The organism is Streptomyces sp. NPDC002156, from assembly GCF_053593675.1.
In genome coordinates this window covers 1-22,656 of sequence record NZ_JBSFDA010000165.1, presented here as the reverse complement: position 1 = coordinate 22,656, position 22,656 = coordinate 1, and the positions used below count along the sequence as shown (strand labels likewise).

Annotated in this window: 18 protein-coding genes; 8 read left to right on the top strand and 10 right to left on the bottom strand. The window is 68.6% G+C overall.

Annotated elements, in window-relative coordinates; genetic code table 11:
* Nucleotides 1-92: 92 nt before the first annotated feature.
* Nucleotides 93-650, top strand: a complete 558-nt coding sequence (locus tag ACWCRB_RS40370; protein WP_451000821.1) for a GNAT family N-acetyltransferase — start codon at nt 93-95, stop codon at nt 648-650.
* On the opposite strand, the gene ACWCRB_RS40365 is transcribed toward ACWCRB_RS40370, so the two are convergent.
* The 7 genes from ACWCRB_RS40365 to ACWCRB_RS40335 all read right to left on the bottom strand — a co-directional run bounded on the left by ACWCRB_RS40365 (nt 639) and on the right by ACWCRB_RS40335 (nt 9,624).
* Nucleotides 639-2,093, bottom strand: coding sequence for a type IV secretory system conjugative DNA transfer family protein (locus tag ACWCRB_RS40365; RefSeq protein ID WP_451000820.1), 1,455 nt, complete (start codon nt 2,091-2,093; stop codon nt 639-641). The genes ACWCRB_RS40370 and ACWCRB_RS40365 overlap by 12 nt on opposite strands.
* A gap of 5 nt (nt 2,094-2,098) precedes the next feature.
* A complete protein-coding gene (locus ACWCRB_RS40360) occupies nt 2,099-3,532 on the bottom strand; it encodes an ATP-binding protein (RefSeq protein ID WP_369037431.1) in 1,434 nt (477 codons plus the stop codon).
* A 13-nt stretch (nt 3,533-3,545) separates the two neighbouring features.
* The gene (locus ACWCRB_RS40355; protein WP_451000819.1) at nt 3,546-5,105 is read right to left on the bottom strand and encodes an SCO6880 family protein; all 1,560 of its coding nucleotides are present in this window, start codon (nt 5,103-5,105) and stop codon (nt 3,546-3,548) included.
* Nucleotides 5,102-6,436: a hypothetical protein gene (locus tag ACWCRB_RS40350; protein WP_451000818.1), complete on the bottom strand. Its 1,335-nt coding sequence runs from the start codon at nt 6,434-6,436 to the stop codon at nt 5,102-5,104. The genes ACWCRB_RS40355 and ACWCRB_RS40350 overlap by 4 nt, the downstream gene beginning before the upstream one ends.
* Entirely contained in the window at nt 6,426-7,307 is an 882-nt protein-coding gene (locus ACWCRB_RS40345; protein ID WP_451000817.1) for a hypothetical protein, read from the bottom strand. Before ACWCRB_RS40345 ends, ACWCRB_RS40350 begins: the two co-directional genes overlap by 11 nt.
* Before the next feature lie 228 nt (nt 7,308-7,535).
* On the bottom strand, nt 7,536-7,853 hold the full coding sequence (locus tag ACWCRB_RS40340; RefSeq protein ID WP_235477065.1) for a hypothetical protein: 318 nt from the start codon (nt 7,851-7,853) through the stop codon (nt 7,536-7,538).
* A 406-nt stretch (nt 7,854-8,259) separates the two neighbouring features.
* A complete protein-coding gene (locus tag ACWCRB_RS40335; RefSeq protein WP_451000816.1) occupies nt 8,260-9,624 on the bottom strand; it encodes a S53 family peptidase in 1,365 nt (454 codons plus the stop codon).
* Between the two features lie 342 nt (nt 9,625-9,966).
* Between ACWCRB_RS40335 and ACWCRB_RS40330 the strand changes: the two genes are divergently transcribed.
* Nucleotides 9,967-10,572, top strand: coding sequence for a hypothetical protein (locus ACWCRB_RS40330; RefSeq protein WP_451000815.1), 606 nt, complete (start codon nt 9,967-9,969; stop codon nt 10,570-10,572).
* A gap of 47 nt (nt 10,573-10,619) precedes the next feature.
* Here ACWCRB_RS40330 and ACWCRB_RS40325 read toward each other — a convergent pair whose 3' ends face one another.
* Nucleotides 10,620-10,796, bottom strand: a complete 177-nt coding sequence (locus ACWCRB_RS40325) for a hypothetical protein (RefSeq protein WP_451000814.1) — start codon at nt 10,794-10,796, stop codon at nt 10,620-10,622.
* A gap of 319 nt (nt 10,797-11,115) precedes the next feature.
* Here ACWCRB_RS40325 and ACWCRB_RS40320 point away from each other — a divergent pair, with 319 nt between their 5' ends.
* From ACWCRB_RS40320 to ACWCRB_RS40305, 4 genes are all read left to right on the top strand, one after another.
* The gene (locus ACWCRB_RS40320) at nt 11,116-11,736 is read left to right on the top strand and encodes a Uma2 family endonuclease (protein ID WP_451000813.1); all 621 of its coding nucleotides are present in this window, start codon (nt 11,116-11,118) and stop codon (nt 11,734-11,736) included.
* Between the two features lie 78 nt (nt 11,737-11,814).
* The gene (locus ACWCRB_RS40315) at nt 11,815-12,600 is read left to right on the top strand and encodes a trypsin-like serine peptidase (protein WP_451000812.1); all 786 of its coding nucleotides are present in this window, start codon (nt 11,815-11,817) and stop codon (nt 12,598-12,600) included.
* A gap of 87 nt (nt 12,601-12,687) precedes the next feature.
* A complete protein-coding gene (locus tag ACWCRB_RS40310) occupies nt 12,688-13,695 on the top strand; it encodes a C40 family peptidase (RefSeq protein WP_451000811.1) in 1,008 nt (335 codons plus the stop codon).
* A 275-nt stretch (nt 13,696-13,970) separates the two neighbouring features.
* Nucleotides 13,971-14,714 carry a phosphatase PAP2 family protein gene (locus ACWCRB_RS40305; RefSeq protein WP_451000810.1) on the top strand — a complete coding sequence of 248 codons (744 nt, stop codon included), beginning with the start codon at nt 13,971-13,973 and terminating at the stop codon, nt 14,712-14,714.
* A 173-nt stretch (nt 14,715-14,887) separates the two neighbouring features.
* Here ACWCRB_RS40305 and ACWCRB_RS40300 read toward each other — a convergent pair whose 3' ends face one another.
* Nucleotides 14,888-18,103, bottom strand: coding sequence for an alpha-L-rhamnosidase (locus ACWCRB_RS40300; RefSeq protein WP_451000809.1), 3,216 nt, complete (start codon nt 18,101-18,103; stop codon nt 14,888-14,890).
* Nucleotides 18,104-18,699: 596 nt separating this feature from the next.
* On the opposite strand from ACWCRB_RS40300, the gene ACWCRB_RS40295 reads away from it, so the two are divergent.
* Complete coding sequence (locus tag ACWCRB_RS40295) at nt 18,700-19,470, top strand: CAP domain-containing protein (RefSeq protein WP_451000808.1); 771 nt, start codon at nt 18,700-18,702, stop codon at nt 19,468-19,470.
* Nucleotides 19,471-19,473: 3 nt separating this feature from the next.
* Here ACWCRB_RS40295 and ACWCRB_RS40290 read toward each other — a convergent pair whose 3' ends face one another.
* Nucleotides 19,474-21,039 (bottom strand): FAD-binding oxidoreductase, encoded by a 1,566-nt coding sequence (locus tag ACWCRB_RS40290; protein ID WP_451000807.1) that lies wholly within the window; start codon nt 21,037-21,039, stop codon nt 19,474-19,476.
* Nucleotides 21,040-21,464: 425 nt separating this feature from the next.
* Here ACWCRB_RS40290 and pstS point away from each other — a divergent pair, with 425 nt between their 5' ends.
* Entirely contained in the window at nt 21,465-22,592 is a 1,128-nt protein-coding gene (gene pstS, locus ACWCRB_RS40285) for a phosphate ABC transporter substrate-binding protein PstS (RefSeq protein ID WP_451000806.1), read from the top strand.
* The last annotated feature ends 64 nt before the right edge of the window (nt 22,593-22,656 follow it).

Sequence of the window (22,656 nt, the reverse complement as noted above, 5' to 3'; positions counted from 1 at the left end):
GAACAAATATTGCGAAAAGCCCCGTACCGGGGATACCGGTACGGGGCTTTTCTGCTTTTCCGGGGTGCCATCGGGGCACTACCGTGATCCCCATGAGCAGCTTTGTGATTCGCTCCGTGCGGGCAGATGAGTGGCGTGCCGCCAAAGAGCTTCGGCTGGCTGCCTTGCAGGATCCCGTCGCGCATCTCGCCTTCCTGGAGACGTACGAGGAGGCCGTGGGCCGGCCCGACTCCTTCTGGCAGGAGCGGGTTCAGCGCGGGGCCGAGGGGCAGACCGGCGCTCAGCAGATCATCGCCGAGGGTCCCGACGGGGAGTGGGTCGGGGGACTTGTTGTGCTTGTCGAGGAGGCTGGGGCTGTCGACTGGGCCGGGCTCCTCGTCGAGGAGAAGCAGGGGCACATCGTCGGGGTGTTCATGCTGCCCGAGCACCGGGGGTGCGGGCTGACCGATGTGCTCTTCGACGCGGCCCTGGAGTGGGCCTGGGAGGCCGCCGGCGTCGAGCGGGTGCGGTTGATCGTCCATCAGGACAACGCGCGGGCACAGCGGTTCTATCGGCGCGTGGGGTTCGTACCCAGCGGCGTCACCGTGCCCCTGAGCGGCTCTGACGACTCCGAGCTCGAGTTCGTGCTGGAGCGCGAGCTACACCCGTAGGTCGTGGTGGGGCCATCTTGCTCGGAGTTGTTCTCTTGAGCGGAGCAGGGCCAGGGCCGGCATGCCCCGGTCCGCTCCGGTGGTGAGCAGTTCCGGGAGCTGGGGCAGGGGAGCGACCGCTGCCACGTCGTCCAGGACGAGCGTCAGTGGTGGGTCGAGGCGACCGGAGGATGACCGTTCGGCCATGCGCCGGCCGCGCTCGACCACGCTTGCGGCCAGTGCCGTCAGGAGGGGCATCGCGCCCGGGTTCGTCCTGGGGTCCTCGATCGGTTCACCGACCACATAAAGCGTGCCCCCTTCGGCGATGAAGGAATCCAGCGAGAGGGCGTCACTTCGGTTCGCCGTGCACGCCTCGCGGATGTTCACCGTGGAGAGCGCGGCGAGGGCTCGGCTCGTCAACTCCTGGGCGATGTCCCGGCGTTCGGGGTGCGCGGTGAGGGCGGCTTCGAGTTCGCCGGCGGCGCCGGGGGCTGCCTTGGGGTTGGTGCGGAGGATGCGTACGGCTTCCTGGACGTTGGTGCCCTGGGCCCAGCGGTGTACGTGGCGGATCGTGCGGGCGTCTATGGCGGCGGCGTGCAGGTAGCTGCGGAGGAGTGTTTCCGCGGTCTCTGCGGTTGTCTGGTCGATCTTTGCCGTGGGGCGGACCGGGGTGAGGAGGGCGGTCGCTCTTGCGGCCGCGGTGGGTCTGTCCTCGCAGCCGGTCGTGGGGGGCCAGTGGAGGCGGGCCGGGGTGTCGCAGAGATGCGTGGGGTCGTAGAGGAGGGTGGGGCCGAGCTTGGCTCGGGCGTCCTTCGTCTCCTGCCAGAGGGCGGGGTTGGAGGTGAGGACGAGGGCGGGGCCCTCCGCGTCCTGGATGGCTTGGGTCGCGGGGGCGGTGCGGGTGTCCTGGGCGCCGTAGAAGATGGTTTCCCGCACGCCCACCCGTTCAACGTCCGTTGCCACGGCAGGCGTTGAGGGTGTCTCGGTCGGCGGAGTTTCTTCCGGGGCCTTTTCTGTCGCCTGCTCTGGCTCCGCCTCCTTCTCCACCGCCTTCTCCAACTCGACCGGCGGCTCCGTACGTTGTACTGGAACCTTTCTCGCCGCCCGTACCGCCTTCCAGCGGGCCAGGGTGCCCAGTACGAAGATCGTGAGGACGAAGAGGACCATCAGCTGGCCGATGAACAGGCCCCAGAACAGGCCCCATCCCGAGAGCTGGTCCGCCGGGGTCTCCGGCCAGGCGCCCGGGACGTCACGTGGGTCTGTGATCAGGTGGCGTAGTGCCGCCGGGGTGCGGGTGAAGGTGACGCCCTGGGGCCAGGCGGCGTGGGAGAGGAAGCCCGCGACGCCTGTTGCCGTCCAGACCAGTACCGTCAGGCCGAGGAGGAAGGCGATCAGGCCGACCAACAGGCCGTCGGAGACGCCGCGTTCGGCCTGTCCGCCCTTCTGGCGTTCGTCCGGTCTCATCGTTCTCACGCCACCGTGGACTCGGAGGAGTCGTCGAGGTCGCTGAGGTGCTGTTCCACGAAGGCCGCCGCGCGTTCCTCCGCCTCCAACTCCGCGGCTCTCAGGGCGTCGTCGGTCAGCTGGAGGTCGCGGTCGCGGGACGACTCCGTCATCGCCCGGTCGGTGAAGACGAGGGCGCGTTCCGTCTCCGTGACCAGGTGTTTGACGACCTGGACGTTGCCGTTGACGTCCCAGACCGCGATGCCTGGGGTGAGAGTTGGGATGATCTCCACCGCCCAGCGCGGTAGGCCGATCACCCGACCTGTTGCCCTTGCCTCGTCGGCCTTCTGGGCGTAGATCGTTCGGGTCGACGCCATTTTCAGGATCGCCGACGCTTCCTTCGCCGCGGCTCCGTCGACCACGTCGCTCAGGTGGTGGACGACCGCCACGAAGGACAGGCCCAGGCGGCGGCCGAACTTCAGCAGGCGCTGGAAGAGTTGGGCCACGAACGGGCTGCTGATGATGTGCCAGGCCTCCTCGACCAGGAAGATGCGCTTCTTCCGGTCGGGGCGGATCCAGGTGTGCTCCAGCCAGACACCGATGATCGCCATCAGGATCGGCATCGCGATCGAGTTGCGGTCGATGTGGGACAGGTCGAAGACGATCAGCGGGGCGTCCAGGTCGATGCCGACCGTCGTCGGGCCGTCGAACATGCCTCGCAGGTCACCGTCGACCAGGCGGTCGATGACCAGGGCCACGTCGAGACCCCAGGCGCGTACGTCGTCTATGGCGACGTTCATCGCCTCCGCCGACTCCGGTTCGGGGTGGCGGAGTTGCTCGACGATGTCCGTCAGGACGGGCTGGCGTTCGACGATCGTCTCGTTGACGTAGGCGTGCGCGACCTTCAACGCGAAGCCGGAGCGTTCGTCGAGGCCGTGGCCCATCGCCACTTCGATGATCGTGCGGAGCAGGGCGAGTTGGCCCGTCGTCGTGATCGCGGGGTCGAGCGGGTTGAGGCGGATTCCCATGTCCAGGGCGGCCATCGGGTCCAGGCGGACTGGAGTTATCCCCAACTCCTCCGCGATGAGGTTCCATTCGCCGACGCCGTCCTCGCCCTGCGCGTCCAGGACGACCACCTGGCGGTCCCGGAAGCGGAGTTGGCGTAGGACGTACGTCTTCTCCAGGGCCGACTTGCCGTTGCCGGACTCGCCGAGCACCAGCCAGTGCGGGGCGGGGAGTTGCTGGCCGTACAGCTGGAAGGGGTCGTAGATGTACCCCTTTCCGGAGTACACCTCGCGGCCGATGATGACGCCGGAGTCGCCGAGGCCGGGGGCGGCGGTGGGGAGGTAGACGGCCTGGGCCTGGCCCGTGGAGGTGCGGACGGGCAGGCGGGTCGTCTCGATCTTGCCGAAGAGGAAGGACGTGAAGGTGTCGGTGAGGGCGGTCAGCGGGTCCCGCATCAGCGCATCAGCCCTACCTTCGGATTCCGGTGGCGAACGGGAGTGTGTTGACGAACGCTCGGTGGTGCTCTCGGTCGCACCACTCCAGCTTCAGGTACGACTTGCCTGCCGACGCCCTTATCGTGCGCTTGTCGCGCGCCAGGGCCTCGGGCGATCGGGAGGAGACGGTGATGTAGCCGACCAGGTTCACGCCGGCCGCGCCGCTCGCGAGGTCCTCGCCGCGCTGGTCGATGCGGTTGTGGGAGGCCACGTCGCGGGGGTCGACCGTGCGGTTCATCTTGGCGGCGCGGCTTGCCTCGGCGTCGTCGTTCGTCTTTTCCGTCAGCATGCGTTCGATGGCCACCTCGGTGGGTTCCAGGTCCATCGTGACCGCCACCGTGCGGATGACGTCCGGGGTGTGGACCAGGAGCGGGGCCAGGAAGTTGACGCCCACCGGGGTCATCGGCCATTCCTTCACCCAGGCCGTGGAGTGGCACCAGGGGGCGCGGGTCGACGACTCGCGGGTCTTCGCCTGGAGGTACGTCGCCTCCATGGCGTCCAGTTCGGCCGGCCAGGCGTTGCGCTTCGTCATCGCCTGGATGTGGTCGATCGGGTGGTCCGGGTCGTACATGGAGTGGATGAGGGAGGCCAGCCTGCCCTGGCCCAGGGGCTGGCGGACGCGGATGTCCGCCTCCTGGAGGCGGGAGCAGATGTCCGTCAGCTCGCGGGCCATGACGACCGCCAGGCCCGCGTCGCGGTCGACCTTCTTGCCGCCCTGGGGGCGGGCGGCGCGGGCCATCGCGTGGGCCTCGGCGGCCAGTTCACGGTTGAAGTGCATACAGGCGACCAGATACGCGCGGTGCTGCTCGCTGCTCGTCGACACCATCGACTGCAGCTGCTCGTACGAGTGCTGCAGCCACGGCGGTGACTTCTCGTCGCCGCGTACGGACACGTCCTTGGCGTGGGCGTCCGGGTCGGCGGGGAGGGTGCGGGCGAGCATCTGGAGGCGGGTGACGAAGCCGTCGCCGTTCGCCACGTGCTTCAGGAGGGTGCCGAAGCGGTCTACGAGGGCTTCCTGGTCCTCGCTGTCGCGCAGGCCTACGCCCGGGCCCTCGATCTCGATCGCCGCCGTCACCGTACGGCGGTCCGCGTGCAGGAGTACGGCGATCTCGTCCGGGCCGAACGGGGCCGCGAGCCAGTTGATGCGGCCGATGCCCGGGGGCGGGCCGATCTCGACCTCGCGGCCGTCGATCTGGGTGCCGGCCTCCATGACGGAGCTGCGGTACGCCGTGCCCTGGCGGAGCGATCGCTTGTAACTGCGGTTGATCTCGAACCACTTGTAGATCGTGCGGCGCTTGTACGGGACGTACACCACCGCGAGTGCCAGCATCGGGAAGCCGGTCAGCAGCACGATGCGCAGGGCCAGCACGGGGACGACCAGGCCGCACACCATGCCGAGGAAGGCGCCCACGATGATGAGCGCGATCTCTCCGGACTCGCGGTTGCGGCCGACGATCGCGTTCGGCCGGGCGCGGCCGATCAGGTACGTACGGCGGGGCGAGACCACGTGGGACACATGGGACTCGGTCGTCAACGCCCGTCACCTCCAGGGCGGTTGGATCGGTTGCTGTTGCCGGCGGGGCCGCTGCGCGGCGGGGGTGCGGCGGAGGGGACAGATCCGCCGCCGCCCGAGGGCCGTGAGCTGTGCGCGGCCACGCCGCCGGACGCGGGGTTGGCCGGGCGCGGGGTGGACGACTGGCCGCCGCCTCCACCGCCCCCGTTGTTGTCCGCCCGGCTGCTGTGGGTCTTGATGCCCTGGGCGACGAGGGTCGCCGGGGAGCTGATGACAGCGGCGGCCTTGCTCTCGGCGCCCTGCATGATGCGGTTGTTGCGGGAGTTGGCGACCTCGTCGCCGAAGCCCGGGACGAAGCGGTAGATCATCGCGCTCGCGAAGATGGCGAGGAGGATGATGGAGAGGCCGGAGACGACAGCCGAGAAGGCGTCCGGGCCGTTGTCGTCCGTGGCCAGCGCGCCCGCGAGGCCGAGCACGATGGCGATCACCGGTTTGACCAGGATGACCGCGATCATGATGCCGGCCCAGCGGCGGACGTGCCCCCACAGGTTCTTGTCGACCAGCCCCGCGTACACGACTGTGCCGAGCAGGGCGCCGACGTACAGCAGGGCGGCCCGGATGACCAGTTCCAGCCAGAGGACGCCGGCCGCGAGGATCGACACCATGGAGACCACGATCAGCATGATCGGGCCGCCGCCGATGTCCTCGCCCTTGGCCAGGGCTCCGGAGAAGGTGCCGAAGAACGTGTCGGTCTGGTCGCCGGTCGCGCTCGCGAGGACCTCGGTGACGCCGTCGGTCGCCGAGACGACGGTGTAGAGGATGAGGGGCGTGAAGGCGGAGGCCAGGACGGTCAGCCAGAGGAAGCCGATCGCCTCGGAGATGGCCGTGGTGAGGGGGACGCCTCGCATGGCCCGCTTGGCGACCGCGAGCAGCCACAGCACCAGGGTCAGGACGGTGGACGCGGCGAACACGACCGCGTACTGCTGGAGGAACTTGGTGTTGGTGAAGTCGACGTTGGCGGTGTCCTTCACGGCCTCGCTGAGCTTGTCGACCGTCCAGGAGGCGGCGTCGGCACACCCCTTGGCGAGGGAGGACAGCGGGTCGAGGGTGGAGGCGGGGTTTGTGACCGATCCCGAGCCGGAGCCCTGCTGGCCTTCGCAGACCTCCTTGGCCGCGTCGGGGAGCAGCGCGCAGTCAGGGTTGCCGGCCGTGGACGAGGCCGACGGCGAGGGGGACGGTGTCGGGGCCGCGTACGCCTGGGACGCCAGGAGTACGGCCGCCGTCTGTACGGCTGTCACCGCGCCGGCGAGCTTGAGTACGAGGTAGGGCCTACCTGGCGTGTTACCGGGCATAGGTGAACCCTCCGTACTCGTCGATGGCCTTGCTGATCTCGTCGGAGGCGGCGGCCCTGTCGTCACCCGGGACCGGGGTGGGGCCGTCCTTCTCCGTGTAGGAGACGACCTTCCAGTCGTCGCCCGACCAACGCATGTCGTAGGTCCAGGTGTTCCAGGACGAGGTGACCGGGCTGGTGGAGGTCTCCCCGGCGATGCCGCTCAGGCCGACGTACCAGACCTCGACCGTGGCGGTGGTGTCGCCGTACGCCACGGTCTTCGTGCCGACCGGGGTCACGCGCGAGACGAACGTGCTGCCCTCGGGGGCGTTGCCGTTCGCGTCGAGGCCGAGTCTGGCGAGGAGGCTCGCGGAGTAGGCCTTGTCCAGGGATGCCTTGAGTTTGGCGGCGGCCTCGGTGGTGAAGAGGGCGTCGACGATCTTGTCGCGGCTGTCCTTGCGGAACATGCCGGTCGAGCCCAGGGACACCGCGTAGTTGGCCGCCGCGGACTGGGCGCCCTGTCGGTCGTGCGCGAACCCGGACGGGATGCCCGCCGCCTTCTTCGTGACCGGCTGCTCGCCGGAGGCCGCGGTGGCCGCCGTATCGGGCTGGTTCGCGCTGCCGGAGCCGCTGCCCGCGGTGGAGGAGGACGAGGAGGTAGAGGAATCGTCTCCTCCACGGTTCGCGAAGGCGATCGCCGCGATCAGCAGGACGACCACGCCGACCGCCGTCACCATGCCCCGCGACGACTTGGGGCGGCGCGCGCCGCCGTAGAGGCCGCCGTTTCCCTGGTCGTGGTAGCGGGTCCGGGTCTGGCCGGAGCCGCCGTACCCGCCGTCGTCGGGGCGCGCGGAATCGCCGTTGCTCTGGCTCTGCCCGTCACCGAGACTCATCCGGCGTCCGTCCCCTCGACCTTGTGTCGAATCCACGTGTACGGGAACACGAACACGTGACAGTACGACGGTAGCCGTGCTGGTTCCCGCGCGGGCGCGGTGTGGTGACTCGACATCAGGGAGACGCAACCTCAGTCGGTGGGCACGACGGGTGGGTGGTGGTGGGAGGGGAGAACCGGGTACGCCCGGCGGTCCGACTGGAGAAGCGCCACGCGTGGGTGGCGCCGGCTACACGGCCATGCCGTACACGATGGTGAAGAGGGTGCCGAGTGAGCCGATGATGAACACGCCCGTCAGGCCCGCGATGATGAGGCCCTTGCCCTGTTCCGCGCTGAAGGTGTCGCGCAGGGCTGTCGCGCCGATGCGCTGTTTCGCCGCACCCCAGATCGCGATGCCGAGGCACATCAGGATGGCCACGGCCATCACGACCTGGACCATCGTCTTCGCTTCGGTGCCCAGGCTGCCGAAGGGGCCCCAGTCCGGAGCGATCCCGCCGATGATGGTGTTGATGTCGCCCTTTTCGGCCGCAAGCCACTTGTAAGTCACCTAAGTCACCGCCCCTGTCGGGTAGTTCCGCGCGCCCCCTGCCGCAGCGCAGAGGTCAGGCCCATTCTCGCCGACAATGACACTGTCGTATGTCGACTTGGAGTCATTGATTGGCGGGTTTCGTACGAAAACCTTTATCGTCACTCTGTGTATCACGGCTGGTTACGCCGGGCAATGAAGTGTGAGCGAAACCTGTGGTGTGGTTCCGTCGTTGTCCACCCCTGGCCACCAGGGTGGTCACGGACCGTTTCTGACGGTCCGTCTCCAGGTGTAGGCCAGGCTATCGCGGACCTCGGACATGGCGACGGGCCGCGGCTGGTAGCCGCGGCCCGTTCCCCAGTGCCCGCCGGTGGTCCCCACGACCTCCGGTGGCGTTTTGTGTATTGGCTGGATCTGATCGTTCAGGTCAGCCGGTGAAGGCGTCCAGGCCCTCCGGGGTGCCCCAGCCGGTCGGGCCGTCGTAGCCGGACGTGGCGGTGCAGAAGTAGCTCGTGGAGCAGGTGCCGTTGTTGCCGGACGTGACGTCGTTCAGCGCCGAGGTGCCGGCCGCCGCGTAGGGGTACGAGGCGGGGTAGTCGCTGCTGCCGGGGGTGCCGGCGAGGGCGTAGACGCTCGCGATGATCGGCGAGGAGGCACTGGTGCCGCCGAAGGTGACCCAGCCGTCGTTGTAGGTGTCGTAGACGGAGACGCCGGTCGCCGGGGCGGCGTCGGCCGAGACGTCGGCGACGGTGCGCTTGGTGCAGCCCGTGTCGGTCTGCCAGGTCGGCTTGGCGTCGTAGCTGGAGCAGCCGGAGCCGGGGCCGGAGACGCTGCCGTCGGAGTTCGTCTGGTACCAGACCTTCTCGGTCCAGCCTCGGCTGTTGGAGGACGTCGAGAGCGCGGTGCCGCCGACGGCCGTCACGTACTTGGAGGCTGCCGGGTACTCGGTGCCGTACGCGTCGTCGCCGGAGCTGACGGTGATGGCTACGCCCGGGTGGTTGAAGTACGAGGAGTCGTACGAGGTGTCGGAGGAGGACTCCGAGCCGCCGTAGCTGTTGGAGACGAACTTGGCGCCCAGGGTGACCGCGCGGTTCACGGCCGTACCGAGGTTGGCCATGGAGGAGGACTTGGCCTCGACGAGCAGGAGGTTGCAGTTCGGGCAGATCGCGCTGGCCATGTCGAGGTCGAGCGAGATCTCACCGGCCCAGCCCGAGTCGGTGGCGGGGAGGGAGGTCGTGGAGCCGGTCTGGCTGACCTTCTTGAAGCAGCCGTTGGCCGTGGTGCAGGCGGAGAGGCCGTAGTAGGAGCGGTACTTGGCGAGGTCCGACTCGGCGTACGGGTTGTCGTACGCGTCGACGATCGCGATGGTCTCGCCGGAGCCGTTGGAGGCGGAGGCCGAGGTCAGGCCGTAGGCGTCCTGGAGGTCGCTGGGGCCGTAGCCGGTGGGGGTGGCGGAGGCGGCGTTGGGCTTGATGGTCGCGGGGGTCGTCAGACCCTTCTTCGCGGCCTGCTCCTCCTGGAAGGCGGTGGTGCCGCCGGTGACGCGCAGGGCGTTGCAGGAGGCGAAGCCCTTGGCGGGGGTCGCGTCACACTGGTTGGTGTAGCTCACATGGGCCTTGGCGACCTGTGCGGCGATGGTCTTGGCGGTGACCTTCTGGGGCGCGGGCGCCGCACTGGCGTGGGCCGCGGTGCCGAGTCCGGCGAGGGCGAGCGCGGCGGTGGCGACGGCCGCGGTGCCTATGCGGCGCCATCTGCCGTGCGTGGACTCGCTGTTGGGGGGTGTCGTACGCAACGTACAGCCTCCTGGTGAGGGGGTGGTCAGGGGCGGTGCGGGTGGTGGTGCTTGCCGCCGGTGCGGTGTCCCCGGCGGCGGGTTGGCGGCCCGCCGATGACATTGGCTTGTTGGGTACGTGACAACAAGATGGGTTTCGGAATCCTGACTTCCGCGTGACTGAAGGCGGGTTGGGGGTTACTGATCACTTACGGGGTGATGGGTGGGGGGTGGGGGTGGCTTGACTGTGGGCACAGGTGGTTCACAGGTTGTGGATGGGGGTGGGTGGGGGTGTTCACAGGGTTCCGGGTGGGGGGGTGTGTGGTGGTCTGGGGTTTGACGGGGGTTCAGGCGGGGGTTGTGGTGCGTTTGTTGCCGGGGGTGGTGCGGAGGTTGCTGGGTGGGGGTGAGGCGCAGCCCTGGTGGATGCCGAGGCGGGTGCTGACGGTGGTGTCGGCGGATCTCGATGCCGGTGCCGGGGTGGGGGCGGTGTGGATGGTGTGGCGGCCGGGGGCGCGGGAGTCTGTGGCGCGGGAACACATCGAGTTCCTGGAGCGGTACGGCGGGCAGTGGCGGTATCCGGGGGGCAGCAGTGGTTCCGTGGACGGTCCTGCCGACGCTGATGTCGACGTGATCGAGATACGCGGCGGCGGGGGCACGCTCAGCCTTGCCCGGCGTCTTGACCCGCCGCGCTCCATCGAGACGGCGCCATGGATCGGCTGCGTTCTGGTCTACCTCGGGCGGGATGTCGGCCACATCCTCGTCGGCGACCGCCGGTTCGAGGCTTCGGGGCAGCGCAGGGTCGTCGCTGCCTGGAAGGGGCCCCAGGTCAGTCGCGGGTCTCGGCCCGTCGTCGTGGCTTTCGGGCGGGACGGCGTCGAGCTCTCCCGTATTGGTCCGCTCGACAGTCTGGACAGTCGTACCTGGGCTCGGGTGTGGGAGGAGTTGGACGGGTCCGAGGGGCTCTAGACGAAGTGGTCGAACTCGCCCGCTCGTACGCCGAGGACGAAGGCGTTTCACTTGTCGTGGTCGGTGGTGACGACGATGTCGGGGGTGGCGGTCGAGCGGAGGTGGACGGGGGCGTCGGGGGTTTCGCCGAGGGCGACCTCGATTCCGGGGGTGGTTGCCGCCGACGGGGATGTGTCGGCCTTGAGGGTGGTGAGGAGGGTGGTGAATGCGGGCGGGGGCTTCATCTCGTGCGGGCCTGTGCGGATTCGTGGGGTGTGTCCGTGCTGCGGGAGCTGGGGGCCTCGAAGGGTGGGAAGTTGCTGTGGGTCGAGTGTCAGTGGAGTGACCTAGAGTGATTATGGATTGCCGGAGTGTGATGGAGGGGGCGGTGTGACGCAGCTCGAACAGCGACGCAAGGCGATCACGTGTACACGTACGGGCCCGGAGACCGAGGCAGGGGAAGGGGGCGCACAGTACGGTGGATTCGACGCCGAGCGGGATGTCGGACCTCCCACCGACTCCGTTCGCGCAGCCGCAGAGGTGGAGGGACGGAGGCGGCGAGCCATGTCCGTGTCGCCCGGTGCCTGGATGTATCCGCGACCCCGGCCGGGGAATCTGCGCGAGATCGCCGAGAAGATCGAGGACGCGACAGGTCTGCGCGTGCAGATCTTGGGAGGAAAGCTCGTGATGTCCCTTACTCCGCGTGGAAAACACGCGGGTGTGGTCAAGCAGTTGCGCCGGCAGCTCGAGGCGGCGGCTCTGCCTGACGGACTGGACGTGTACGAGGTGTCCTCGATCGCCATGCCCGAGGATCCGGACGACTACGCGACGCCAGACCTGATCGTGCTGCCCCTCGAATGGGAGGAGGACGACGACTGGTTGGCCGACGTCGCGGACGCCGCCCTGGTCGTCGAGGTCATCTCGCAGTCCGAGAAGTCCCGGGACATCAGGGACAAGGCCGACTGGTACGCCGTAGCCCGTGTGCCTGTTCTCTTTGTCATCGATCCCAGGAAGGGCACCTGGGCTCTGCACACCCGTCCGGACAACGGTGCCTACCGTGATGTGCTGCCTGGCAAGTTCGGGGAGTCCGTTCTGCTGCCCGAGCCGTTCGGCATCGAGATCGTGACGGACGGCTTTCCCGTGTACGGTGCGGCTCCGCGTTCGACCCGCAGGTCCGGGGGGTGACCCTTTTTACGGCTTCACGCGAGATTCTCAGCGAGGAGCCGTACCCGTTCTTGATTTCGCGCGTCAGAGTTGCCCCTGATGAAGCGGATCACTCGGACCCCTGGCAACCGGCGGTACGCGCTGCTCTCCGTCGTCGCGCTGCTCGCCCTCACCTCCGTCTCCGGGGCCGCCCCCGGGAGCGCCGCCTCTGGTTCTCCCCGTGTTGCCGCCGTGGCCCGTGCGGTTCCGCCGCCCAGTGCTCGGGTGGGGGCCTTGTTCAACGGGGATCTGGAAGGTGGGCACTTCTGTACGGCTTCTGTTGTGCGTAGTGGTGGGCGGGATCTGATTCTTACCGCCGCGCACTGTCTGAGCGGGGACGGGGACACCGACGTCGTCTTCGTGCCGGGGTATCGGGACGGCCGGGCGCCGTACGGGGTGTGGCGGGTGGCCAAGACCTTTGTGCCGAGGGCCTGGAGCGATCGGTCCGACGAGGACAGCGACTTCGCCTTTGCCGTCGTCGCCCCGAATGCCTCCAAGGGTGGGCGGGAACTGGAGGACGTGGTCGGGGCGAATGTCTTTGTCTCCGGGCGGGCCACCGGGGGCAGTGATGTCGTCGTCACCGGCTATCCCAATGTGCTCGATGCGGCCGTCAGCTGTACCAACCGGCCTACCGTGCACAGCCGTACGCAGCAGCGCATCGAGTGTCCCGACTTCACCGACGGGACCAGCGGGAGTCCCTGGGTGGACGGGGAGGGGGAGGTGGTGGGGGTGCTTGGGGGGTTCGAGCAGGGTGGGGCCACTGATGATGTGTCCTACAGCGCCGTGCTGGGGAGTGCGGCTGCCGCCTTGTATCGGGAGGCCGCCCGGTTCGGCGGCTCCTCGTGATGGGCGGCGCGAATCGTCATGATCACCCACAGGAGTGGGTAGCGCCTCTACACTGACGTGGGCGTAATCCCGGGCGGTGAGGGGCGGTTGACGGTGCGTAAGGCATGGATCGTGGCGAGTGTCGCCGTCGGGGGCGCCCTCAGCTTCGTGATGCTGCTCGTCGTGGGCGTCTACCTTGTCGCCGGGAACGTCGCCGGTGGGGTCGGCAGTGGGAGCGTCGCGCTCGCCAAGGGGGCCGTGCCGGCCGCGTATTCGGCACTCGTACAGAAGTGGGGCAATCTGTGCCCCGCCATCAATCCCGCGCTCCTCGCCGCACAGCTGTACCAGGAGAGCGGATTCAATCCGAATGCGAAGAGTCCGGCAAAGGCGGAAGGGATAGCGCAATTCATCCCCGGCACCTGGGCCACGCACGGAATCGACGGCGACGGTGACGGCGACCGGGATGTGTGGGATCCGAATGACGCGATTCCGTCGGCCGCTTCGTACGACTGCGAGCTCGCCTCGTACGTGAAGGACGCCCCCGGGGACCCGACGCACAACATGCTCGCCGCTTACAACGCGGGGGCGTACGCCGTCATCAAATACGGGGGTGTGCCGCCGTATGCGGAGACCCAGAACTATGTGAAGACCATCACCACGCTGCAGGCCAGCTTTGCGGCTCCTGTGGGGCGCGTCGACCCCTCCGAGCAGGCCGCCGCCGCGATCACCTACGCCCAGGGGAAGCTCGGCACGCCCTATCTCTGGGGCGGCACCGGTACCGCTGAGCAGGGCGGACGCTTCGACTGCTCCGGGCTCACGCAGGCCGCGTACGAGAGTGTGGGGGTCACGCTGCCGAGGGTGGCGAACGATCAGTACAACGCCGGGCCGCATCCCTCGCGGGACGAGCTGCTGCCGGGTGACCTCGTGTTCTTCTCCGACGACCTCACCAACTCGCGGGCCATCCGGCATGTCGGGATTTATGTGGGTGGCGGTTACATGATTGACGCCCCCCGGACCGGTGCGGTCATTCGGTTCGATCCGATCGACACCCCCGATTACTTCGGGGCGACCCGGGTGACCGAAGATGGCGCGAAAGCGTTGCCCACCGCGGTGTGAGCGCAGCGTGAAACCATCCCCTGAGCTGCGAGTATCTGTCTCTCTTCGATAACGTCTGCGTGATCATTCGGTGGAGAGTGGAACGTATTAACGGAGACCGTGCGTTCCTGGTCCAGTAGTGGATTCGCTGTCGGCGGTCGCTCCTGCTTGCTCGTGTCATGTCATGTCACGTGTCAGGCGGTGGTGGCGGGGCGGGGGTTTCTACGTCACGGGTGAGCAGGAACGGCGCACGAACCAGTGCGCTCTGGAGATGACGACGAAGGGGCCGCAGCACCATGGCTGGACTCGCCGAATCCGGGTCGAACCCCGACGTCGACCTGCTCTATGACATCAATGGCCTGGCCAAGGACGCGCCTCGGTGGTTCGACCGGGGTGTCGAGGTCGTGGGGGAGTACGGGCTGCTGGCCGCGATGGTGGTGCTGGTGGTCTGGTGCTGGTGGAGTGTGCGGCGGCGGGGTGGGGATGACGCGGCTGTGTCTGTCGCCGCGTTGATCTGGGCGCCGCTTGCCGCGGCGATCGCCGTGCTCGTGAACATCCCCATACGGGGGTTCGTGGAGCGGCCCCGTCCTTTTCTGGACCATCAGGGGCTTGAGGTTCTGGTCTCCGGGAAGACCGACTACTCGTTCGTGAGCGATCACGCGACGATCACCATGGCTATGGGGGTCGGGCTGTTCGTGGCGAACCGGCGGTTCGGGCTGGTGGGGATAGGGATCGCGTTGGTGGAGGGGTTCTGTCGGGTGTACATGGGGGTGCACTACCCGACGGATGTGGTGGGTGGGTTCGCGCTGGGGACCGCGGTTGCGTTGTTGCTGTCGCCGGTGGCTATGGCTTTGCTTACTCCGGTTACTCGGGCTGTTGAGGGGTCTGGGTGGGGTGGGGTGTTGATTCGGGCTCGGGGGGCTGGGTCTGGGGCTGGTTCGGGTGCGGGGCGGGGGGCTGTGGTGCCGGGGGCTCGGGCGGGGGCCGACTCGGAGGCGGGGGCCGGGGCCGGGGCTGGGGAGCGGGATTTGGCGGCGTAGCCGCCGGGTTTCTCGCCCCCTCCGCCCCTACCCGTCCCATCCCTGGGGGCTGCGCCCCCAGACCCCCCTTTCGCGCTGAACGCGCTCGTCCTCAAACGCCGGACGGGCTGGATGGTGCCGGCCTCGTTCTCAAACGCCGGACGGGCTGAAAATCAGTGCGCGTACCCGTCTGATCAGGTGGTGAAGCGGTGGGTGCCGGAGCCCACCCGGTAGATCGCGCAGCCCTCCTCCTGGCGTAGGAACGTTCCTTGTGTGTGGGTGATCGTCTTTGGGGTGGGCGTGGGGATCCATACCTCGGCGGTCGTGTTGGGGGGCACCTTGCACGTCAGGGTGAAGTGGTCGGGCCGTTGGCGCCAGTGGGTGGAGACGGGGCCGTAGGGCGACGTGAACGTGGCTCGGGCGGTGGTTACCGTTCCGCCGGGGCGGGGGCGGATGATGATTTCGCGGTAACCCGGGCGGCCTGGCGCGATGCCGGCGATGTTCGTGTACATCCATTCGCCGACCGAGCCGTAGGCGTAGTGGTTGAAGGAGTTCATGTCCGGGGTCTGGAAGCTGCCGTCGGGGCGGATGGAGTCCCAGCGTTCCCACATCGTGGTCGCGCCCCGGTCGATCTGGTAGCCCCAGCTGGGGAAGGAGCGTTGCTCCAGCAGGCGGTAGGCGATGTCGGTGTGGCCCGTGTCCGTGAGGACGGGTAGGAGGCGGGGAGTGCCCAGGAAGCCCGTCGACAGGTGCCAGTCCTTGGCCCTGAGGAGAGCGACCAGCCGGTCTGCCGCGGTTGTTCGTAGCGCCTCCGGCAGTAGGTCCATCGACAGGGCCAGGACGTACGCCGTCTGTGTGTCGCCCTTGATGCGGGCGTCGGGCGTGACGTAGGCGTTCTGGAAGGCCGTGCGTATGCGGGTGAAGAGGTCGCTGTACGGGGTGGCGTCCTCGCCCAACTCCCTTGCTATGCGGGCCGCCAGGTCGGCGCTGTGGGCGAAGTACGCGGTCGCGATGACGTCCTTGGGGGTCTCGTCGTCGACGTTCAGCCAGTCGCCGTATCCCTGTGCGGGGCGGAGTAGACGGTCGCTGTTCCGCTCCAGGTACGTCAGCCAGGCTTGGACCGATGGCCAGGCGTCCGTCAGGGTCTGGCGGTCGCCGTATGCCTGGTAGAGGGCCCACGGGACCGTGACGCCCGCGTCGCCCCAGCCGGCCGTGCCGTCGCCCAGGGTGCCGACCACCGGCGCCACGTCCGTGAACGCGCCCTCCGCGGTCCGGGAGTCCCGGAGGTCGACGAGCCACTTGGACAGGAAGCGGGCCGACTCCATCGTGTACGCGGCCGTGGGCGCGAAGACGTTGATGTCTCCCGTCCAGCCCAGGCGCTCGTCGCGCGCGGGTGTGTCCGTCGGGACGGAGAGGAAGTTGCCGCGCTGGCCCCAAGTGATGTTGTGGTGCAGCTGGTTGAGCATCGGTACGTCGGTCTCGAAGTCGAGGGTGAGGGGGGCCGAGGTGTGCATGACCCGGCCGGTGACCGCCTTGGCGGTGGGCGAGCCCGGGAGACCGGTCACCTCTACGTAGCGGAATCCGTGGAAGGTGAAGCGGGGTTCGTAGATCTCCTGCTTCCCCTGCCCTTTCAGGGTGTACGTGTCCGTCGCCGCCGCGCTTCGCAGGTTCGCGGTGTAGAGGGTGCCGTCGGGGTTGAGCACCTCGGCGTGTCTGAGGCGGACCGTCGTCCCCGCGTCGCCCGACACACGCAGGCGTACCGAGCCGACCATGTTCTGGCCGAGGTCGAACACGTAGACGCCGGGCTTGGGTTGGGTGATCTGTTGTGGCGTCAGTTCTTGTTCCACGCGTACCGGGCCGTCCACCTGCGCGACGATCAGGCCGGGGCCGACGTCCCCTGCATCGCGTACACCGAGCCAACTCCCGTCGTCGAAGCCGGGCGAGGTCCAGCCGGGGGTCTCCTTGCGGGCGTCGTACGTCTCGCCGTTCAGGAGGTCGGCGGCGACGATCGGGCCGGTGGTCGCCCGCCAGTCGGTGCCCGATGTGATGCGCTCCGTCGTGCCGTCCGCGTACTCCACCTCCAATTGCGCGAGGAGGGACGGGTGTTGGCCGTACTGGCCTGGGCCGAACATGCCTACGTTGCCGGCGTACCAGCCGGGTGCCAGGTAGGCGCCGATGGCGTTGGCGCCTGGGCGGAGGAGCGTGGTGACGTCGTACGTCTGGTACTGGACGCGGGTGCGGTAGTCCGTCCAGCCGGGGGCGAGCTCGTCGGTGCCCACTCTGCTGCCGTTGAGGTGGGCCTCGTACAGGCCGAGTGCCGTGGCGTAGAGGCGCGCGCGTGCCACCTTTCGGCGCGGGAGGCGGAATTCGTGCCGCAGTTGGGTGACGGCGTACGAGACCGGGACGACCCTTCCCCACGGCCCGCCGCCCCACGCGGCAGCCACCCTGGCCGTCGGCCAGCCGCCGTCGTCGAAGCCGAACTCGCGCCAGTCCGCGGGGGGTTCCTGGTTCGTGGCCTTCCAGGAGCCGTCAGTGAACACCTTCTGCTCACCGGAGGCGGTACGGACGACGAGGACCGCGATGAGCCCCGCCGGGCCCACGGTCGCGTTGGTGGCGGAGACGGAGATAACGTTGTCACCGGCCCGCACCTGGTCCAGTACGTCGATCACGGCCGGGCGGCGCCAGTCCTCGTGGTCCGTGTCGAGGTCCGTGTGGGCCACCTCGACGCCGTTCACGGAGACGGCGTACACGTTGTCGGCGGTGATGGCGAGGGTCGCCGACGCGACCCCGTCGGGGAGTTGGGCCCTGCCGCGGAACCAACGGGTCGCCGCCGGGACGCTGTTGGTCGGGTCGCCCTCGGGGAACCAGATCCAGGAACCGCCCTCGAAGGACGGCGCGTCCGTGAGGTCCGCCGGTGCGGAGATCCAGTCGGCGGTCCACTGGCCGGTGTCCATGAGCCCGGTCTCCCACCAGGAGGGCGCGCTCCAGCCGGAGACCTGTCCGTCGGTGTCCCAGACGCGTACGGACCAGTGGTAGCGCGTCCGTGGTGCGAGTGCGGGGCCCGCGTAGGGGACGAGGGCGGACTCGGTGGACGTGACCTTTCCGCTGTCCCAGACGTCGGAGTGGGAGAGGAGTCGGGGGCTTGTGGCCACCCGGATCTGGTACGCGCTCTGCGCCACGCCGGTCTTCTTGGAAGTCAACGGCCAGCTCAGTCGCGGGTGTTGGGCGTCGAGGCCTAGGGGGTGGCGGACGTACTCCACGGTCGGGGCGGTGACGCGAACGCGAGCCTGTCCGGACGCCGGTGCGGTCGTGGTGCCGGGCGCCGGCGCGGCCGTCGCGGGTCCGCCGTCGACGGTTGCCGCCGCGACCGTGGCGGTCGCGGCCACGAGAATGTTCCTCCTGCTGATCATTACGACTCCTCACTCGCGACTTGCACGGAATGGTTGAATCGATTCAAACTGGGGAGGCGTGGGTAACGTAGAGCCGCGTGAGGCCGGGGTCAATCGTTGTGACGGACTTCCCCTCCTTCAGTTGCCGCCCGTCGCTGTCAGGTTGCCGCCGTGAGGCCGATGATTCGAAGCTCGTGGGAGCGGTGTAATTCCGTACACCTCGAATTGAAGTGATGTGCGTCACGCCGGAATTGTGTGTGATGGCGTTGATCGGCTGATTGCCGAAGGCCGTAATTATGTTCTTTTGAAGGCCAATCGGGTGCTTGTTGCCGCAGATGGGGTAATTCCACTGATCCTTCAGGCCGGTGGGCGCGGCTGCGGGGAAGCGTCTTCGGCCTGGTCACAAGTGTGTGCGGGTGTTCGAGGGAGTGTGAAGACGGCCGGATTCGCACAGCCTTGTGTTCTGGGGTCGGCGGCGCGGGTGTTCGTTGCCCGGGGTGCCCGGCGATCCCCATAATGACCGGGCTCGCGACCAGTGAATGAGGCCAGGTATGACCAAGCACCGCCTGAAATCGAAACGCCAGGAATCGAAGCACCCGAAATCGAAGCGCCGGAAAATGGCCGGTGCCGCAGCTGTCGTCGTGGCGGTCGGAGCCGTGGGCATTCCCTCGGCCGCCCAGGCGAGCGGCAACGGGCTGGGCGGCTGGAGCGTCGTCTCGTTCTCCTGGTGGGGTTGGGGCACGTCGGATCCGGTGGCCCGTCCGAAGCCCTCACGGTCGCCTGTCGCGTCCGCCTCCGCGTCGGTCTCCGCCTCGGCCGGCCCCGCCTCTGCCACTTCGTCCGGCACCCCGAGCGCCTCTCCCGCCAGCGCCTCCCCGAGCGCGTCGCCTTCGGCGTCCAGCAGCCCGACCGTCACGCCCACCGCCGGCACGCTGGAGTCCAGCTCCCCGTCGAGCACTCCGGAGGCCACGAGCACCAGCAGTACTCCCAGCGCCTCCGCCAGTGCGGAGTCCGGTCCCACGGATCGTGTGCTGGTTCTGGTCAACGCCGAACGCGCGAAGGCGGGTTGTGCACCGCTGACCGAGAACGCCAAACTCACCAAGGCCGCTCAGGACCACAGCCAGGACATGGCCGATCACCAGAACATGTCGCACACCGGCTCCGACGGTTCGTCCATGAGCGACCGGCTCTCCCGGGTCGGCTACGCGTTCAGGTCGGCGGGCGAGAACGTCGCCGCCGGCTACACCTCTCCCGAGAGCGTCATGGACGGCTGGATGAACAGCGCCGGTCACAAGGCCAACATCCTCAACTGCGGCTTCAAGGAGATTGGCATCGGCCTGGCGCAGCCGGGTTATTACTGGACCCAGGACTTCGGGTCGACCGCGTAGCCCCTACAGGGCCTGCGGGTACGTGAACACGCGGTCCGGGTCGTACTGGTGCTTCAGTTTCTGGAGGCGGGTCGCCGCGTCCCCGTAGTACGCCTTGCGCCAGTTCTTCAGGGTGGGGTCCGTGTAGTTCTGGTAGGCGGCGCCCGAGGCGTACGGGGACATCGACTGGTGGGCCTTCGTCAGCCAGGACTGGGCTGTGCTGCCTGTCGTGCCCGCGCGCCAGGACACGATGTACTGGGCCAGCATCCTGGAGCGGCGGTGGACGAATGCCGTCGCCGTCGGGGAGACCCGGTTCACCGCGCCGCCCAGTGCCGTGAACGCGATGCTGCCCGAGCCGCCCCGCACCGATGTCATCTCGGCGAGGAGGGTCTGGATGCCCGTGGCAGACAGTGAGCGGTCGTAGAAGTCCGAGCGGGCCGCGTACGTTTCCCGGCCCAGGGCGCCCTGCGGGGAGCGGCCCGGGGTTGAGCCGGGGAGGTGGCACTGCGCGTTCGTCGCGAAGGACGAGCAGCCCGCGTACACCTCCATCGACTCCTCGTACGAGCGGCGCTTCAGGGAGACGCTCGCGGCCGGAGAACCGATTCTGTCCGCCAGGCGGTCCACCGCGTTCTGCAGGTCCGTGTAGCCGCCCAGCGAGAACGCCGTGATCGAGATCGTCGGGGTGCCGCCGGCCGTGTTGGCCACGTGCAGGGACGACCAGATCTCGTCCGGCTGGGTCGGGCCCCACTCCTGCCAGGCCTTCATCACCGCCGCCGCCTTCCGCCACGGCCAGGACATGTACGCCGACACCGCCTGCGGTGCCGGGTGGGTGCGGAAGTGGAGTTCCGTGACCACGCCGAAGTTGCCGTTGCCGGCGCCTCGGAGGGCCCAGAAGAGGTCCTTGTTCGTTGTGGCGTTCGCCGTCAGTTCGCGGCCGTCCGCCGTGATCAGCGTCGCCTGGGTCAGGCTGTCGCAGGTCAGGCCGTACGCCCTCGACACCACTCCGTGGCCGCCGCCCAGCGTCAGGCCCGAGACCCCGACCGTCGGGCACGAGCCCGCCGGGATCGTGACGCCCTTCGCCGTCAGGGCGCGGTAGACGTCGATCAGTTTCGAGCCCGCCCCTACTACCGCTGTGCCGCCGGACGCGCGGACGCGGTTCAGTTTTGATACGTCGATGATCAGGCGGCCGTTGCCCGAGGACCAACCCGCGTACGAGTGGCCGCCGTTGCGGATCGCCACGGGGACCGAGTGGGCGCGGGCGTACGACAGCGCCGTACGGATGTCGTCCGCGTGGGAGACGTACGCCACCGCGGCTGGTTTCAGTCCGTCGAAGCGGGTGTTGTAGAGCTGCCGGGCCGCTGCCCAGGAGGCGTCACCGGGGCGGACGAGCGGGCCGTCGAGGTCGCGGCCGAGGGCCGTCCAGTTGGCGGGGGCCGAGGCGCTCGTGGAGGTGAGGGGCGTTGTCGTCGTGCGGGTCGCGCCTCCCGTGTCCGCCTGCGCGCCCGTGTCGCCCTTCGCGCCCGTGCACGCCGTCGTCGTCACCGCGGCCAGGGCGGCCACGCCGCCTCCCATGAACGTACGCCGCTGCATGGTGCTCCTCGGTTTCTTCGGTTCCTCCGTTTGAGCCCGCGTTGGCTCCCGTCGAACGAGACGGGTTCCATGGATCGTGGGTTCCATCATCGGACGTGTTCACGGGAGGAAGTGGAAGGATGGGTTCCGTCAGGTTTCCGTCCGGCTTCCGGGGCTTGTACCGCACGAGTCGGCCCGTCGGGGGCGTTCCTCCGGTCGGGACCCACACGTGTTCTCCCCGTGAGCATTCCGTGACCTCACCGCACCGACCGCAGGGGTTCACCCTCCGTTTACCTGCGCCCGTAGGTGGCTTCACCTGATCTGCCTAATTTCGGCCCTACCCGGTGCTCGGTGTGTCTCTTGGACGCCTGTGTGCCGCCCATTCTTCGTTACCTCGCACGCCGCCGGAATTTCAGGACGGCGGCTCCTGGAAGGAACACCCGAAAGTGAAGCTTCAGCGCATGAACCGGCGGGCCCTCACCCTCGGTGCTCTCGCCGTCTCCGGCGCCCTGGCCCTCACGGCGTGCGGCTCCGACGACACCGGCGGCGGTACGGACGCCACGGGCAGCGCCACCACGAACGCCAACAGCACCATCAAGTGCGACGACGCCAAGGGCCAGCTGCTCGCCGACGGCTCCTCCGCGCAGAAGAACGCGATCGACGCCTGGGTGAAGAACTTCACCGCTGCCTGCACCGGCGTGCAGATCAACTACAAGGGCGGCGGCTCCGGCGCCGGTGTCACCGCGTTCACGCAGGGCACGGTCGCCTTCGCCGGCTCCGACTCCGCGCTGAAGCCCGAAGAGGTCACCGAGTCGAAGTCGGTCTGCACCGGCGGCACCGCCATCGACCTCCCGGCCGTCGGCGGCGCCATCGCGCTCGCCTACAACCTCCCGGGTGTCGACAACCTGGTCCTGGACGCGCCCACCCTCGCGAAGATCTTCGACAGCAAGATCAAGAACTGGGACGACGCCGCCATCAAGGCGCTGAACCCGGACGCGACGCTGCCGAGCACCAAGATCCAGCCCTTCCACCGCTCCGAGGAGTCCGGCACCACGGACAACCTCACCAAGTACCTGATCGCCACCACCCCCGAGAACTGGAAGTACGAGGGCGGCAAGGCCTGGCAGGCCGAGGGCGGCCAGGCGGCCTCCGGTTCCTCCGGCATCGCGGCGGGGGTCAAGCAGACCGAGGGCGCGATCGGTTACATGGAGCAGTCGTACGCCAAGGAGCTGTCCACGGTGGCCATCGACACGGGCGCCAGCGCCCCGGTCAAGCCCACCTCCGACGGTGCCACCAAGGCCATCGCCGCCGCCCAGGTCGTCGGCACCGGCAACGACTACTCGCTGAAGCTCGACTACAAGACCACGGCGGACGGCGCGTACCCGATCACCCTGGTGACGTACGAGATCATCTGCGACAAGGGCAACAAGGCGGACACCCTGCCCGCCACCAAGGCCTTCCTCCGCTACATCACCAGCGAAGAGGGCCAGGGCATCCTGAGCGGTATCGACTACGCCCCGATCCCGGCCGACATCATCGCCAAGGTTCGCACCACCGTCGAGAGCCTGGCCTGACCTGAGTGTGTGGTCGGGACCTGCCGCTGAGGGCCGTGCCCCCCCCCCCCACCCGGTGACCCCC